Source organism: Kitasatospora sp. NPDC057512 (assembly GCF_042802135.1).
Lineage (GTDB): Bacteria > Actinomycetota > Actinomycetes > Streptomycetales > Streptomycetaceae > Kitasatospora.
In genome coordinates this window covers 1-15420 of sequence record NZ_JBHVET010000117.1, presented here as the reverse complement: position 1 = coordinate 15420, position 15420 = coordinate 1, and the positions used below count along the sequence as shown (strand labels likewise).

14 protein-coding genes and 2 riboswitches are annotated in these 15420 nt (G+C 71.6%); of the genes, 6 read left to right on the top strand and 8 right to left on the bottom strand.

The genetic code is table 11. The features are described 5' to 3' along the window. Positions 1 to 106 precede the first annotated feature (106 nt). From ACFU6K_RS11085 to ACFU6K_RS11065, 5 genes are all read right to left on the bottom strand, one after another. Positions 107 to 1153, bottom strand: coding sequence for an NlpC/P60 family protein (locus tag ACFU6K_RS11085; protein WP_380662269.1), 1047 nt, complete (start codon positions 1151 to 1153; stop codon positions 107 to 109). 226 nt (positions 1154 to 1379) lie between these two features. Then, positions 1380 to 2495: an NlpC/P60 family protein gene (locus tag ACFU6K_RS11080; RefSeq protein WP_380662268.1), complete on the bottom strand. Its 1116-nt coding sequence runs from the start codon at positions 2493 to 2495 to the stop codon at positions 1380 to 1382. 10 nt (positions 2496 to 2505) lie between these two features. Continuing rightward, positions 2506 to 2659, bottom strand: a riboswitch (cyclic di-AMP (ydaO/yuaA leader). 337 nt (positions 2660 to 2996) lie between these two features. Continuing rightward, positions 2997 to 4034, bottom strand: coding sequence for an NlpC/P60 family protein (locus tag ACFU6K_RS11075; RefSeq protein WP_380662267.1), 1038 nt, complete (start codon positions 4032 to 4034; stop codon positions 2997 to 2999). Between the two features lie 200 nt (positions 4035 to 4234). Beyond that, positions 4235 to 5584: an NYN domain-containing protein gene (locus tag ACFU6K_RS11070; RefSeq protein WP_380662270.1), complete on the bottom strand. Its 1350-nt coding sequence runs from the start codon at positions 5582 to 5584 to the stop codon at positions 4235 to 4237. A 218-nt stretch (positions 5585 to 5802) separates the two neighbouring features. After that, entirely contained in the window at positions 5803 to 6066 is a 264-nt protein-coding gene (locus ACFU6K_RS11065) for a hypothetical protein (RefSeq protein ID WP_380662266.1), read from the bottom strand. 201 nt (positions 6067 to 6267) lie between these two features. Between ACFU6K_RS11065 and ACFU6K_RS11060 the strand changes: the two genes are divergently transcribed. Together ACFU6K_RS11060 and ACFU6K_RS11055 are read left to right on the top strand one after the other, a co-directional pair. Continuing rightward, positions 6268 to 7050 carry a rhomboid family intramembrane serine protease gene (locus ACFU6K_RS11060; RefSeq protein ID WP_380662265.1) on the top strand — a complete coding sequence of 261 codons (783 nt, stop codon included), beginning with the start codon at positions 6268 to 6270 and terminating at the stop codon, positions 7048 to 7050. A 41-nt stretch (positions 7051 to 7091) separates the two neighbouring features. Next, positions 7092 to 7373 carry an Lrp/AsnC family transcriptional regulator gene (locus tag ACFU6K_RS11055; protein ID WP_049651832.1) on the top strand — a complete coding sequence of 94 codons (282 nt, stop codon included), beginning with the start codon at positions 7092 to 7094 and terminating at the stop codon, positions 7371 to 7373. A gap of 3 nt (positions 7374 to 7376) precedes the next feature. Here ACFU6K_RS11055 and ACFU6K_RS11050 read toward each other — a convergent pair whose 3' ends face one another. From ACFU6K_RS11050 to ACFU6K_RS11040, 3 genes are all read right to left on the bottom strand, one after another. Continuing rightward, entirely contained in the window at positions 7377 to 8759 is a 1383-nt protein-coding gene (locus ACFU6K_RS11050) for an aminotransferase class V-fold PLP-dependent enzyme (RefSeq protein WP_380662264.1), read from the bottom strand. A 51-nt stretch (positions 8760 to 8810) separates the two neighbouring features. After that, a riboswitch (SAM riboswitch) is annotated at positions 8811 to 8929 on the bottom strand. 108 nt (positions 8930 to 9037) lie between these two features. After that, positions 9038 to 10114 carry an anthranilate phosphoribosyltransferase gene (trpD, locus tag ACFU6K_RS11045; protein ID WP_380662263.1) on the bottom strand — a complete coding sequence of 359 codons (1077 nt, stop codon included), beginning with the start codon at positions 10112 to 10114 and terminating at the stop codon, positions 9038 to 9040. Between the two features lie 115 nt (positions 10115 to 10229). Further along, on the bottom strand, positions 10230 to 10655 hold the full coding sequence (locus ACFU6K_RS11040; RefSeq protein WP_049651834.1) for a hypothetical protein: 426 nt from the start codon (positions 10653 to 10655) through the stop codon (positions 10230 to 10232). A gap of 397 nt (positions 10656 to 11052) precedes the next feature. Here ACFU6K_RS11040 and ACFU6K_RS11035 point away from each other — a divergent pair, with 397 nt between their 5' ends. From ACFU6K_RS11035 to ACFU6K_RS11020, 4 genes are all read left to right on the top strand, one after another. Continuing rightward, the gene (locus ACFU6K_RS11035) at positions 11053 to 11673 is read left to right on the top strand and encodes a heme-copper oxidase subunit III (RefSeq protein WP_049651835.1); all 621 of its coding nucleotides are present in this window, start codon (positions 11053 to 11055) and stop codon (positions 11671 to 11673) included. Between the two features lie 187 nt (positions 11674 to 11860). Further along, positions 11861 to 12670 (top strand): c-type cytochrome, encoded by an 810-nt coding sequence (locus ACFU6K_RS11030; protein WP_380662262.1) that lies wholly within the window; start codon positions 11861 to 11863, stop codon positions 12668 to 12670. Positions 12671 to 12678: 8 nt separating this feature from the next. Then, on the top strand, positions 12679 to 13731 hold the full coding sequence (locus ACFU6K_RS11025) for a Rieske 2Fe-2S domain-containing protein (RefSeq protein WP_380662261.1): 1053 nt from the start codon (positions 12679 to 12681) through the stop codon (positions 13729 to 13731). Then, complete coding sequence (locus tag ACFU6K_RS11020; protein ID WP_380662260.1) at positions 13728 to 15389, top strand: cytochrome bc complex cytochrome b subunit; 1662 nt, start codon at positions 13728 to 13730, stop codon at positions 15387 to 15389. The genes ACFU6K_RS11025 and ACFU6K_RS11020 overlap by 4 nt, the downstream gene beginning before the upstream one ends. Positions 15390 to 15420: the final 31 nt, after the last annotated feature.

Below are 15420 nucleotides of genomic sequence, written 5' to 3'. Positions count from 1 at the left end.
AGCTGGGCCAGCCCGCCGGCCGCGAGCAGCAGCGCGCCCCGCCGGGACAGCACGCGGCGGGGGCGACGTATGTCGGCGGGTCCGGCCGGGCCGGACGGCGGGGCGCTCAGAGCCGGACCACCCCGGAGACCGGCATGGCGGTGACGCTCTCGTAGCGGACCCTGGCGCCCGGGCGGGGGGCGTGCACGATCACGCCGCCGCCGGCGTACATGCCGACGTGGTGCATGTCCCGGTAGAAGATCACCAGGTCTCCCGGTCGCGCTTCGGACAGGCTGATCCGCTGCCCGGCGTACGCCTGGGCCTGCGAGGTGCGCGGCAGGGTCACTCCGGCCTGCCGCCAGCTGTAGTACATCAGACCGGAGCAGTCGAACGCGTGCGGACCGGCGGCGCCGTAGACGTACGGGGAGCCGATCATCCGCACCGCGGCGGCCAGCGCGGCCGCCCCCCGCTCGGAGGCGGGCGGGGCGGTGCCGAGGTCCAGCCGGTCGGTGCCCCGGGTGGCGCGCTGCTCGGCGTCCCGGGCGTCCTGGACCGCCAGCCGGGCCCGCTCGACGGCGCCCAGGCCGTTCAGCAGCTTCTGGGCCCCGGCCAGCCGCTGCTGGATCTGCTGCTTGCTGTCGGCGAGCGAACGGCGGGTCCGGTCCAGCTCGGCGAGCTTGTCGGCCGCCTCGGTGCGGCGCTGGTCGAGCCGGCGCTGGCGGGTGATCAGCTCGTGCAGGGTCTCCTGCTGGCGCACGGCGGCCTGGCCCTGGGTGCGGGCGCGGGCCAGGTAGCCCTCCGGGTCGGGCGAGAGGATGAGCTGGGCGGTCTGGGTCATCCCGCCGCCGCGGTACTCGGCCCCGGCCACCATCGCCAGGTCGCCGCGCAGCCCGTTGAGCTGGTCCTGGGCGAGGGCGATCTCGCCCTGGAGGATCGTGGTCTCGCCCTGGAGCCGCCGCTGGGCCTCCTCCGCGGCGTTGAACCTCTCGGACGCCTGCTCGGCCTCGTCGTACAGCTGCTCGACCTGGGTCTTGACGTCCTGACGGTCCGCCGGGTCGGGGCTAGCGGGGGCCGCCTGGGCGCTGCCTCCGGTGGCCACGCCCAACGCGGTGGCGGCGGCCGCGGTCAGCACCAGCGCCCGGGTGAGCAGTTGGGAACGGCGGTGCACGGGCATGGCGGCAGCGGCTCCAATCCTGCGGCGCGGCCCCGCCGCCGCACCGGGAAGGGCGGCCGTCGAGCGGGAGTCCGGTGGCAGACGTTAGCGAGTCCGGGCAAGCGAGTCCAAACCCCTCCCAACCCGAATATTCACTCCCCAATCGGACATCAGATCGAGCCGCCGGAAAAGCCGCAGGCCCGGCCTCCCCTGGGGGAGACCGGGCCTGGAGACGTCCGAGCGGGGATCAGACCCGCACGATGCCGGTCAGCGGCATGTTGGTGACCGCCTCGTAGCGCACCGACGCGCCCGGCTTGGGAGCGTGCAGCACCTGGCCGTTGCCGGCGTAGATGCCGACGTGGTGGGCGTCCGTGTAGAAGATCAGCAGGTCGCCGGGCTGGGCCTTGGAGAGGTCCGTCCCGAGCCGGGCGCCGGCCGAGGCCTGCGCCTGCGAGGTGCGCGGCAGCGACACGCCGGCCTGGTTGTACGCCCAGACCATCAGACCGGAGCAGTCGAAGGAGCCCGGGCCGGTGGCGCCCCAGACGTACGGGCTGCCGATCTTGGAGGCGGCGGCGGACAGCGCGGCGGCACCGCGCGAGCTGCCGGGGGCCACGTTCACCGGAGCGGTGGTCGTGGGGGCCGAGAGGTTGCCGCGGCTGTTGTCGCGCGAGGCGCGGTCGGCCTGCTGCTGCTGGGCCTGGGCGGCGTCGGCCTTGGCCTTCGCCTCGGCGGCGGCCTTCTCCTCGGCCTGGCGCAGCGCCTGGCGGTCCTGCTCGGTCAGCGTGTTGAGCAGGTCCTGGGCCGCCTTCAGCTTGCCCTGGACCTCGTCCTTGGAGGCCTTCAGCTGCTGGGTGGTCGACTCCAGCTCGGCGAGCTTGCCCTGGGCCTCGTTGCGGTCCTGGTCGAGCTTGCGCTGCTGCTCCTGGAGCTCCTTCAGCTGACCCTTCTGGGTGCTGCCGGCCTGGTTCAGCGCGTCGGCCTGGCTGAGGAAGCTGTCCGGGCTGGAGGAGAACATCAGCTGGACGGTGGGGGATATTCCCCCGTTGCGGTACTGCTCGCCGGCGATCTCGGCGAGGCCGCCCTGGAGCTCGGTGACCTGGGCCTGCTGACGGGCCACCTGGTCCTGCAGGCCGGAGACCTGCTTCTCCAGGTCCTGCTGCTTGGCCTGGGCGGCGTTGTAGTTCTCGGTCGCGACCTCGGCCTGCTCGTTGAGCTGGTCGACCTGCCCCTTGACCTGTTCCTTGGTCGGCTGCGGGTCCGCGTGGGCACCCTGCGCGGAGAGGACGACGGCTGCGGCGGCGACGCCGGTCAGGATCGAGACCCGGGCGCGGCCGGCGGGCTTGGGACGACGATGGGACGCCACGAAGGCGGACTCCTTCTTCCTACGTCCGCCTACCGGGTGAGCTGACGGGTTCGGGCCGGAAGCATGCCCTACGACGCCTCACGGCCGTTCCAGCGGCCGACCTGGCGCCGATTCACCCCGGAGGAACGTGGTTCCCCGGCTCCGCTCCGCAGCGCCCCCTACCACTGGGCTCCCCTGTCGGACAGTCGCTTCGACCTGTCCCGCTGCCTCGCGAACTCGACGGTAACCACCGCCGCCACCCTGGCTGGGCGATCGACAGTGCGGTGGTTCGGAGCATGACCCTAGTAACTGAACCGTGATCGGTTCAAATCCTTGTCAGAAAAAAGACAGAAGATTACCCAAGTTCCTTTGTGAAAATGACCGATGGTGACCATCACTGCACACAAGGCTGATCGGTTCTCACCATGTGGTCGCCGAAGGGCCGGAAACCCGAAACGCCACCCCGAACGGAGGTGGCGCTTTTCACAGGCCCCCGCGGGAGCCCCCGGGCGTGTCGGGCCGTCAGACCCGGCGGATGGTGTTGATCGACATCGCGTCGGCCTTCATCACCTTCACCACGTCACCGGTGTGCGGCGCGTGGACCACCATGCCGTTGCCGATGTACATCCCGACGTGGTGCATGTCGGGGCCGTAGATCACCAGGTCGCCCGGCTGGGCCTGGTCCAGCGAGGGGACCCGGGTGCCGTAGTGGCCCTGCTCCTGCGAGGTGCGCGGCAGCGAGACGCCCGCCTGCCCGTACGCCCAGACCATCAGGCCCGAGCAGTCGAAGGTGGTCGACCCGGTGGCGCCCCACACGTACGGCGAGCCCTGCTTGCTCATCGCCTTGGCCAGCGCCGTGGCCGCGTAGCCGCTGGCCGGCGGCAGGTTGCTCAGGTCGACCCGGTCGCTGCCGCGCGAGGCGCGGTCGTCCTGCGCCTGCTGGGCCCGCAGCGCGGCGCGGTCGGCGGAGCTCAGCGAGTTCAGCAGGTCCTGGGCGGCCTTCAGCTTGGTGTTGACGTCCGCCTTGGCCTGGTTCAGGTCCTTGGTGGTGGTGTCCAGCGAGGCGAGGACGGCGGCCGCCTCGGTCTTCTCCTGGTCCAGCCGGCGCTGCTGGTCCAGCAGCCCCTTGAGCGCCTCGGCCTGACTGGTGCTGGCCTGCTGGACGGTGGAGGCCTTGTCCAGGTAGCCGGACGGGTCCGAGGAGAGCATCAGCTGGACGGACGGGTCGATGCCGCCGCTGCGGTACTGCTCGCCCGCCACCTCGGCGAGGCCGCCCTGGAGCTGGGTCATCTGCTCCTGGCCGCGGGCCACCTGGTCCTGCAGCTGGTCGGCCTGCTTGCGCAGCTGGTCGGCCCGCTCCTTGGCGCCGTTGTACTTCTCGGCCGCCTGCTCCTGCTCCTCCTGGAGCTGGTCGATCTGCGCCTTGACGTCCGTCTTGTTCGGCTGCGGCGCGGCGTGCGCGGCCACCTGGGCGGAGAGGGCGACCGCGGTCGCAGCGGCCGCGGTGAGCACGGAGATCCGTGCGCGGCTCGGCTGCTTGGGACGGCGGTGGGAGGCCAAGGGACCGGCTCCTTCTTCCAACGGACTCACCTGATGGGATGAGATTCCGGAAAATAGGTTTGACGCCAGACCCTAGTGAAGATCTATCCGTTCTGCCACTCCCCCGAAGGCGTGAACTCAGGTCCCCACGCTGACTTCACCGGACTCGCACAACACCCCGAAATGCTCCCTGACCAGGCATCATGCGAATCGCCCCGGGCTCAGGGCCGGGCCAGCCGGTTCAGCAGCAGCACCGACGCCACGGGGCGCGCGCCCGCCTTCCGCACGCCCTCCGCGACCTCCCGGTCGGTGGACACCACCACCACCGGACGGCCCTGCGGCTCGGCCCGCACCAGACGGCGGATCAGCTCGTCGGCCGTCTCCCCGGTGCGGCTGAACCGCACCCGGACCCCGCGCGGCGGCGCCATGATCACCGGGACGTCCAGGTCCTGCCCGTCGAACACGCAGGTGACCTCCGCCTGGGTCCGCTGGGCCAGCATCGCCAGCCCGCCCAGCAGCCGGATCCGCTGCTGCTCCAGCGGCAGCGTCGGATAACCGGTCTTGGTCACGTTGTAGCCGTCCACCACCAGGTGCACCTGGGGGATCGCCAGCAGCTGGTCCAGCAGCGCCGGATCGTCCTCGGCCAGCCCGCGCCGGGCCACGTCGTGCGGCGAGGCCGCCCCCGGCACCACCGCCTCCACCAGGTCCGCCGGGCGGATCTGGGCGACCGGCAGCGCCAGCTCCCGCTGGAGCCCCTGGGCCGACTGCAACACGGTGTCCAGCAGCAGCCGCAGCCGCATGTCCTCGACGCTGCGCCCCTCGCGGGCCGACCGGCGGCCCTGCTCGGCCGCGTTCTCCAGCTCCACGACCCGGTGCCGGAGCCGGCGCGCCTCGCTCTCGGCCGCGCCGCGCTCGGCCGCGGCCTGCGCCTTCAGGGCATCCAGCTCACCGGCCACCCGGCGGGTCTCGGCCTGCGCCCGGCGGGTGTCGCTCTCCAGCGACCGCACCTTCTTGCGCAGCGACTCGGCCTCCCTGCGGACGCCGTCCGACTCGGCCCGCTGCCGGTCCGCGTCCGCCCGCGCCGCGGCCCGCACCTCGGCCAGCTCGGCCTGCAGCTTCTCCACCAGCCGGGCCGCCTCCGCGGCGGCGTCCTCGGCGCCGGCCCGCTCGGCCTCCTCGCCGGCCTCGGCGACCAGCCGGCTCCAGCCCGTCGACCGCACCAGGTAGGCGGCGGCGGCGACGTCCATCGGATCGGCCGCGCTCGGGACGGTGCCCGACTCCAGCGCCTTCACCAGGTCCGGCTGCCCGAGGCGCAGCCGCTCCGCTATCCGCACCCGGAAGGCCGGCTCCGCCTCCAGCGCCGCCGCCAGCGCGGTGGCCGCGTACTTGGCCCGCCGCGCCGGGGTGAACTTGACGTACTGGCGCAGGCTCTGCGGGAGCTCGGCCGACGGCACCCCGCCGAGCGCGTCCGAGGCCAGGCCGACCACGCGACGGCGCACGCCCTCGGGCAGCGGCCGGTCGAGCTTCTCGACGGCGCGCTCCGCCGCGGACCCGGAGGCGCCGTCCACCACCCCGGCAGCCTCGGCCGGGGCCTCGGCCGCAGCGGGCTGAAGCCCCTGGGCTTCGCCGGGCTCCTTCGCTGCGTCCACCACGTCCTCGGCTCCGATCCTGGTCCAGCGGGGCACGGCCGCGGCCGCCCCCGTCGGCACGCTCCGTGCGTCCTGTTCTGTATTGTCCCGTGCGGCGCGGGCGGGTGCGCCGCGCACCCACCCCGCCGCGGCGGCGGGGATCAGCCCTGGTCGGCGGGGCCCTGCGCCTCGTCGGCGCCCGGACGGGCCACCAGCTCGACCTGGTCCACCGCGTTGCACCAGCGGCAGCGCACCGACTCGACGGTCTCGCTCAGCACCTCGGTCTCCTCGACCTTGGACTCGCCGGCCAGGTCGAAGTGCAGGAACTCGGTCACCCGCGCGGTGCGGGTCACGTCGAAGCGGGTGAGGTTGCCGCACAGGGTGCAGCGCCAGCGCGTCTCGGCGGTCAGAGCGGGGACGGTCATCGGGGGTCCTCTCGGGTGGTCCCTGGGTGGGGCAGGCGCTCCCCCCGGAGCCCCGGCGTCGGCGGCGGGAGGCGGGAATGCCCGCCCCAAGCCTATTGCCTGGGGCAACCGTCGCGACCACCGGTTGCCTGAACACCCGGGCTAGTCCACCTGCCGTAAACCGCCGTGTCACCTCCGGCGCCCGGAGGGATGCTTGGCCGCATGGCGCTCGCGGTCCCCGACCACACCGCCGCCCGGGGCGGCCGCCCGGCGGCGACCGCCCCCGTGGTCAGCTACGCCCTGATCGCCCTCAACACCCTGGTCTTCCTGCTCGGCCCGGCCGCGGGGCTCAACCCGCTGTACGGCACGGGCCAGGCCCGGGTCTGCGCGGAGCAGCGGTACGAGCAGCGCTGGGGCGCCGTCCCGGCCGAGGTGCTGGCCGGACGGCCGCTGACCGCGGAACAGCTCGCCGAGGCGCCCGACCCGGTCCCCGGCTGCCCGGCCGCCCCGACCCCGGGCAAGCGCCCGGCGCTGTCCGTCCTCACCGGGCTCTTCCTGCACGCCGGCTGGCTGCACCTGCTCGGGAACCTGCTCTTCCTCCAGGTCTTCGGCCCCACCGTCGAACGGCGGCTGGGCCGGGCCCGGTACGCCGTCTTCTACCTGGCCGCCGGCAGCCTGACCACGTACGGCTTCGCGCTCGCCGAGGCGCACGCGCCGAACTCCACCCGGGTGCTCATCGGGGCCTCCGGGGCGATCGCCGCCGCCCTCGGCGCCTACCTGCGCCTCCACCCCCGGGCCCGGGTGACCACCCTCGTCCCGCTGCTGCTCTTCCTGCCGCTGCGCTTCCCCGCCTGGCTGGTGCTCGGCCTCTGGTTCGCCCTGCAGTGGTGGTCGGTGCACGCGGCCGGGCCCGGGGTGGCGTACCTGGTCCACGTGATCGGCTTCTCGGCCGGGTTCCTCTACGCCTGCACCGTGGTCCGCCACCCCCCGCGACGACCGGGCTGACGCCCGATACGCTGGCGGCACCCCACAAAGGAGCCCGAACTGTGATCACCGCCATCGTCCTGATCAAGACCAGTGTCGACCGCATCCCGGAGATCGCCGAATCCATCGCCGCCATCGACGGCGTGAGCGAGGTCTACTCGGTGACGGGGGGCTACAACCTGGTGGCGATGGTGCGGGTGCGCCGGCACGACGACCTGGCCGAGGTCATCCCGGGCCGGCTCAACAAGGTCCCGGGCGTGGCCCACACCGAGACCCAGATCGCCTTCCGCACCTACTCCCAGCACGACCTGGAAGCCGCCTTCGCCCTCGGCCTGGACGAGTAGCGGTCAGCCCTCGGCGCGCCGGCCCCGCTCGACCTGCACGGTGGCGACGCAACGCCCGCCCTCGTTGCGGTAGTTCCAGGCCGCGCCCTGCGTGACCAGCTCCCGGACGGCGGTCAGGAAGCGGTCGACGTGCTCGTCCGGCGTCCCGGCGCCGAAGCTCACCCGGATCGCGTTCAGGCTGCGCTCGCCCGGCAGCGAGGGCTCGGGCGCACCGCACTCGGACGGCGCCTCGTCCTCGTCGCCGAGCAGCGTGCGCACCAGCGGGTGGGCGCAGAACAGGCCGTCGCGCACCCCGATGCCGTACTCGGCGGACAGCGCGGCGGAGAAGTGCGAGCTGTTCCAGTCCCGGACGACGAAGGACAGCACGCCCACCCGGGCGGAGCCCTCGCCGAACAGGTTCAGCACCTTGACCTGCGGGATCCCGGCCAGCCCGGCCGTCAGCCGGGCGATCAGCTGCTGCTCGCGGGCCTCCAGCCCGTCGAAGCCGGCCTCGGTCAGCGCCCGGCAGGCCGAGGCGATCGCGTAGGCGCCGATGACGTTCGGCGAGCCGGCCTCGTGCCGGGCCGGGCCGGTGTGCCACTGCACGGCCACCGAGCCGTCGGCCTCCCGGGCCACCGTCCGGGTCGCCCCGCCGCCCGCCAGGTACGGCTCGGCCGCGTCCAGCCAGTCCGCCCGGCCGGCCAGCACCCCGGCGCCGAACGGCGCGTAGATCTTGTGGCCGGAGAAGGCGATCCAGTCGACGTCCAGCTCGCGCACCGAGACCCGGTGGTGCGGCGCCAGCTGGGCGGCGTCCAGCACCACCCGGGCGCCGTGCCGGTGCGCGGTCGCCGTCAGTTCGGCGACCGGCCACAGCTCGCCGGTCACGTTGGAGGCGCCGGTGACGCAGAGCAGCCTGGGGCCCTCGGGCGCCTCGGCGAGCGCGGCGTCCAGCGCGGCCACCGCCTCGGCCCGCGAGCGCGGCGCCCGCAGGTAGGTGACGTCCAGTCCGGCGTGCGCCCAGGGCAGCAGCGAGGCGTGGTGCTCGGTCTCGAAGGCGAACACCCGGGTGCCGGCCGGAACGGCGGAGGCCAGCAGGTTGAGCGAGTCGGTGGTGGCCCGGGTGAAGACCACCTGGTCGCCCTCGCGCAGGTCGAGGAACTCGCCGACGGTGCGGCGGCTCTGCTCGAACAGGTCGGTGGACAGCTGGGAGAGGTACCCGGCCCCGCGGTGGACGCTGCCGTAGTACGGCGCGTAGGCGGCGACGTCGTCCCACACCCGCTGGAGCGCCGGCGAGCTCGCCGCGTAGTCGAGCGCCGCGTAGCCGACCTTCTCACCGCTGACGAGCGGGACCTGGACGTCGGCGCCGAGGACGGCGAGCGGGGTGCGGATTTCGGTGGCCAGAGACATGAGGATGCACTCCTTCTGGGGTAAGGGACCCCGGGAGTACCAGTCGTCGGGCGTCCGCGCTTGTCGCACGGACGGCTTGCCGTGACGACCCGGTCCTCACCCAGGGCACCCCGCCACGGACGGAGGGTTGCCGGACAGCCAGCTGGGGCTTGGCGCTGTCACTCATGACCTGGCGAAGACTCTAGGCCGGGTCCACCGGGCGGTCAAACGGGCATCCAGCATCCGGACAGCACGGGAGCCCGCACCGGCGTACCGGCACGGGCTCCCCAACTGCCGCCTCAGGCCCGGCTGGTGGCCTCCGACCAGCGCCGCAGCAGGTCCTGCGCGGCGCCGGAGTCGATCGCCTTCGCGGCCCGCTCCATGCCGGCCGCCAGCTGCTCGGTGAGCGGCGCGTCGCCCAGCTCCAGCGCGACCAGCGCCGCCGCCGTGTTCAGCAGGACGGCGTCCCGCACCGGCCCGTGCTCCCCGGCCAGCAGCCGCCGCGCGACCTCGGCGTTGTACGAGGCGTCCGCCCCGCGCAGCGCCTCGATGCCGACCAGCTCGATGCCCACGTCCCGCGGGTCGAAGGTGGTCTCGGTGACGACCCCGTCGCGCACCAGCCAGACCTGGGAGGTGGTGGTGATGGTCAGCTCGTCCAGCCCGTCGTCGCCGCGGAAGACCAGCGCCGTGGCGCCCCGCCGGGCCAGCACCCCGGCGATCAGCCCGGACAGCCGGGTGTCGAAGCAGCCGATGGCGTGCGCGGTGACCTTGGCCGGGTTGGTCAGCGGACCGAGGATGTTGAAGGCGGTCGGCACCCCGAGGTCGCGCCGCGCGGTGGCGGCGTGCCGCATCGAGGGGTGGAACTTCGCCGCGAAGCAGAAGGTCAGCCCGACCTCCTCGGCCACCTCGGCGACCCGCCGGGCGGAGAGGTCCAGCGCCACCCCGAGCTTCTCCAGCACGTCCGAGGAGCCGCTGGCCGAGGAGGCCGACCGGTTGCCGTGCTTGACCACCTTGGCGCCGGCCGCCGCCGCGACGATCGCCGACATGGTGGAGATGTTGACGGTCTTCGCCCGGTCCCCGCCGGTGCCGACGATGTCCACCGCCGGGCCGGGGATCTCCAGCGGCTCGGCGTGCGCGTACATCGCGTCGACCAGGCCGGCGATCTCCTCCACCGACTCGCCCTTGGCCCGCAGCGCGATCATGAACCCGGCCACCTGGACGGGGGACGCCTCGCCGCTCATGATCCGGTCCATCGCCCACGCGGTGGACGAGCGGTCGAGGTCCTCCCCCTGCAACAGTGCCGCCAGGAGGTCCGGCCAGGTGCGGACCACCTGCGCGGGGTCGCTACCGCCGTTCGCAGGGTTCACGTTCACCATGGCTGACTCCAGCTGTTGTCGGTTCCCCGCTCCGGGGACGTCCGTACGGATGGAGCCAGCCTATCGAGCGGAGGGCCCGGTTCTACCCCTGTCTTTCCTACTCCTGGCGCGGATTTCAGCGGACGGCCGGAGTCCGCTTCGCCAGCCGGTCCCGCAGCAGGGTGGCGACCGCCCCGGCCAGTGCCACCGGCTCCACCGGACGGGAGATGGCGGCGTCGGCCCGGCTCCAGGCGGCGAGCCAGGAGTCCTGCGGCCGGCCGATCAGCACCAGGACCGGCGGGCAGCCGTAGATCTCGTCCTTGAGCTGGCGCCCGAGGCCCAGCCCGCCGGCCGGAACGGCCTCGCCGTCCAGCACGCAGAGGTCCACTCCCCCCTTCTCCAGTGCCTTGAGCACCGCGGGGGTGGTCGCGCACTCCAGGTAGGACAGTTCCGGAAGATCCTCGGCGGGCCGACGGCCGAGCGCCGTCAGCACCTGCTCGCGGGTGTTGCGGTCGTCGCTGTAGACGAGGACGGTGAGCGTCTCATCGGTCGTGTACGCCATGGGCCCTGCTCCCTCAAGTGTGATCCGGACCACGTTCGCCTGATCCGGATGCTACTCCCGATCACCCTCCGCCGAGTCCCCCTCGCGCACGTTCCTCCTCAAGCCGCCGCGCCCTGGACTCACCCGCCTGGAGGACGGCCCGTCACCCGACCCCGCCCGGTCCACCCGTACGGCTCACCCGGAAGCCCTCCCCCCTACCTCCCGCGGCTACTCCGACCGTGCACCGACGCGCCGGGCAACGGGGTCGTAGGCTCCTCCGAGGAACCATCAGAAAAGGGACACGCCGCTGCTCAGTCCCCGTCCGGACACCCCGTCGCCCCCCAAGCGGGCATACCGCACGCACCGGACACTCCGAGGGACACCCCCCGACGTGAAGACGGAATAAGGGACCGACATAATGTCCGTCGTGGCGACAGCAACAGCAGTAGAAACCGGGCACGCGCACGGATCGGTCAACCGGCCGAACATGGTCAGCGTCGGAACGATCGTCTGGCTCAGTTCCGAGTTGATGTTCTTCGCGGCCCTCTTCGCGATGTACTTCACGCTCCGCTCCGTCAAGGGGCCGGAGTTCTGGACCGAGAAGGCCCACGCCCTCAACGTGCCCTTCTCCTCGGTCAACACCACGATCCTGGTGCTCTCCTCGCTGACCTGCCAGCTCGGCGTGTTCGCCGCCGAGCGCGGAGACGTGAAGAAGCTCCGGGCGTGGTTCATCCTCACGTTCGCCATGGGCGCGGTCTTCATCGGCGGCCAGGTCTTCGAGTACACCGAGCTGGTCAAGAAGGACGGCCTGTCGCTGTCCTCCGACCCGTACGGCACGGTGTTCTACCTGACCACCGGCTTCCACGGGCTGCACGTGACGGGTGGTCTGATCGCCTTCCTGCTGGTCCTGGGACGGACGTACGCAGCCAAGCGCTTCACGCACGAGCAGGCCACCGCCGCGATCGTCGTGTCGTACTACTGGCACTTCGTCGACGTCGTGTGGATCGGCCTGTTCGCGACCATCTACCTGATCAAGTAACCAGCTGATCAGGTCGCTGGCCACCGGCTGCGGCCCCCGCCCTCACCGGCGACGGGCCGCTTCTGCCGGTGCCGACGCTCCCACCGACCGACCGCGCGCGCAGCCCTAGACAGGCAGCCTCGTGCCGGCCAGACCGGCCGCCGGGTGCACCCACCAGTCGACCAGATCCTGACACCGGGGTTATTCCGTGAAAAAGCTCTCCGCACGACGGCGCCACCCATTGGCGGCGCTGGTCGTCCTACTTCTCGCCCTGGCGGCAACCGGGGGGCTGTACGCCGCGTTCGCGCCCGCCGACAAGGCGCAGGCCGACGTCGCCGCGCAGTCGCTCGCGATCGATGAGGGCAAGAAGCTCTTCGCCGTGGGCTGCTCCTCCTGCCACGGCCTGAACGGCCAGGGCAGCAGTGACGGTCCGAGCCTGGTCGGCGTCGGCTCCGCCGCTGTCGACTTCCAGGTCGGCACCGGCCGCATGCCGGCCCAGCAGCCCGGCGCCCAGGTCCCGCGCAAGAAGAACATCTACTCGCAGGCGGAGATCGACCAGCTCGCCGCCTTCGTCGCCTCCCTCGGTCCCGGCCCGGTGACCCCGACGGAGGAGCAGTTCACCTCGACCAACCCCGAGGACATCTCCAAGGGTGGCGAGCTGTTCCGCACCAACTGCGCCCAGTGCCACAACTTCGCCGGCCAGGGTGGTGCCCTGACCAAGGGCAAGTACGCCCCGTCGCTGGAGGGCGTGGACGCCAAGCACATCTACGAGGCCATGCAGACCGGCCCGCAGAACATGCCGTCGTTCCCGGACACCACCATGCCCGAGGAGCAGAAGAAGCAGATCGTGGCCTTCGTCCGCCACACCACCAACGATGAGCCCAACCCCGGCGGTCTCACCCTGGGCAGCCTCGGTCCGGTGACCGAGGGTCTGTTCGGCTGGATCTTCGGCCTCGGCACGCTCATCGCGGTCGCGATCTGGGTCGCCGCCCACACCACCAAGGCCAAGAAGTCATGAGCCACGACATGTCAGAAGAGAAGCTCCCGGAGCCGCACGGCTCCGCCGGCGAGGTGGCCGACCACGGCAGCCCGTTCGCCGACCCGGGCCTGCCGGCCCACGAGCCCCGTCGCACCGACATCGACGAGAAGGCCGCCTCGCGTGCCGAGCGCCAGGTCTCGCTGATGTTCGTGGTCTCGATGCTCGCCACCGTCGGGTTCATCGCCTCGTACGTGGCCATCGACCCGGACAAGATCGTCTACATCTTCCCGCTCGGTCACGTCAGCGCGCTGAACTTCGCGCTCGGCCTGACCCTGGGCGTCGCGCTGTTCATGATCGGCGCGGGTGCGGTCCACTGGGCCCGCACGCTGATGTCGGACGTCGAGCTGCCCGCCGAGCGTCACCCGATCGAGGCCTCCGACGAGGTCCGCAACGACGTCATCGAGCAGTTCAAGACCGGTGCCGCCGAGTCCGGCTTCGGCCGCCGCAAGATGATCCGCAACACCCTGATCGGCTCCATGGCGCTGGTCCCGCTCTCCGGCGTGGTCCTGCTCCGTGACCTTGGCCCGCTTCCCGAGAAGAAGCTCAAGGAGACCGGTTGGAAGGAGGCGACCGAGGCCAAGCCGCTGCAGCTCATCAACATGAACACCATGCAGCCGATGAAGCCCGAGGACATCATCGTCGGCTCGCTCACGTTCGCCATGCCGGAGGGCCTGTCCACGCACAGCGAGGACTTCCAGCAGCGGATCGCCAAGGACGCCCTGATGCTGGTCCGCATCGCGCCCGAGGACATCAAGGACGACAAGTCCAAGGAGCTGGGTTTCGAGGGCATCCTCGCCTACTCCAAGATCTGCACCCACGTCGGCTGCCCGATCAGCCTGTACGAGCAGCAGACCCACCACGCGCTCTGCCCCTGCCACCAGTCGACCTTCGACCTGGCGGACGGCGCCCGCGTGATCTTCGGCCCGGCCGGCCACCCGCTGCCGCAGCTGAAGATCATCACTGACGAGAAGGGCAACCTGGTCGCCACCGGCGACTTCGCGGAGCCCGTCGGCCCGAGCTACTGGGAGCGTGCTCGATGAGTAGCGCGAGCAGCACCACGACCGGTGCCGCCAAGCCCTCCAGCACGCGTGAAAAGCCCGCCAACAAGTGGGAAGCCGCGGCTGACTGGACTGACGGCCGGCTGGGGATCTACTCCCTCGCCAAGGCCAACCTGAGGAAGATCTTCCCGGACCACTGGTCCTTCATGCTGGGCGAGATCTGCCTCTACACGTTCGTCATCATCATCCTGACCGGCGTCTACCTGACGCTGTTCTTCAAGCCCTCGATGGCCGAGGTCGTCTACGACGGCTCGTACGTGCCGCTCAAGGGCATCCCGATGTCGGAGGCCTACGCCTCCACGGTGGACATCAGCTTCGAGGTCCGCGGCGGTCTGCTGATCCGGCAGATCCACCACTGGGCCGCACTGGTCTTCGTGGCCGCGATGCTCGTCCACATGATGCGCGTGTTCTTCACCGGCGCGTTCCGCAAGCCGCGTGAGATCAACTGGGTCTTCGGCTTCCTGCTGCTGGTCCTGGGCATGTTCGACGGCTTCTTCGGCTACTCCCTGCCGGACGACCTGCTGTCGGGCACCGGTATCCGCTTCATGGAAGGCGCGATCCTCGCCGTCCCGCTGATCGGCACCTACGTCCAGATGTTCCTGTTCGGGGGCGAGTTCCCCGGCCACGACATCGTGCCGCGGTTCTTCACCATCCACGTGCTGCTGATCCCGGGCATCATGCTCGGCCTGCTGGTGGCGCACCTGATCCTGGTCTTCTACCACAAGCACACCCAGTGGGCGGGCCCGGGCAAGACCGAGAAGAACGTCGTCGGCATGCCGCTGATGCCGGTCTACATGGCCAAGGCCGGTGGCTTCTTCTTCCTGGTGTTCGGCCTCATCGCCGTCATCTCGGCGATCGCCACGATCAACCCGATCTGGGCGTACGGCCCGTACCGTCCCGACCAGGTGTCCACGGACGCCCAGCCGGACTGGTACATGGGCTTCTCCGAGGGCCTGATCCGTGTCATGCCGGGCTGGGAGATCAGCGTCTGGGGCGGCCACACCCTCAACCTGGGTGTCATGGTCCCGCTGGCGATCTTCCCGCTGGTCCTGGTCTCGATCGCGGCCTACCCGTTCATCGAGGGCTGGATCACCGGCGACAAGCGCGAGCACCACATCCTGGACCGCCCGCGCAACGCCCCGGTCCGCACCGCCCTGGGCGCCGCCTGGATCAGCCTCTACCTGATCCTGCTGATGGCCGGTGGCAACGACCTGTTCGCCACCCACCTGCACCTGTCGATCAACTCGGTCACCTACTTCGTCCGCGTCGGCTTCTTCGTCGTCCCGGTCGTCGTCTTCATCATCACCAAGCGCTGGTGCCTCGGCCTCCAGCGCCGTGACAAGGAGAAGGTGCTGCACGGCCGCGAGACGGGCGTCATCAAGCGCCTGCCGCACGGCGAGTTCGTCGAGGTGCACGCCCAGCTGCCGCAGAAGGACCTGTACAAGCTCACCGCGCACGACCAGAACCAGCCGGTCGAGCTGCCGGCCCAGGCGGACGAGAACGGCGTGGCCCGCAAGGCCGGCGTCGTCACCCGCACCCGGGCCAAGCTCTCCCGCGGCTTCTACGGCGAGGGCAGCCAGATCCCCAAGCCGACCGCCGAGGAGCACCACGAGATCACCAGCGGCCACGGCCACCACTGATCCCGTAGGCATCACCGCGTCACCCCGAGGG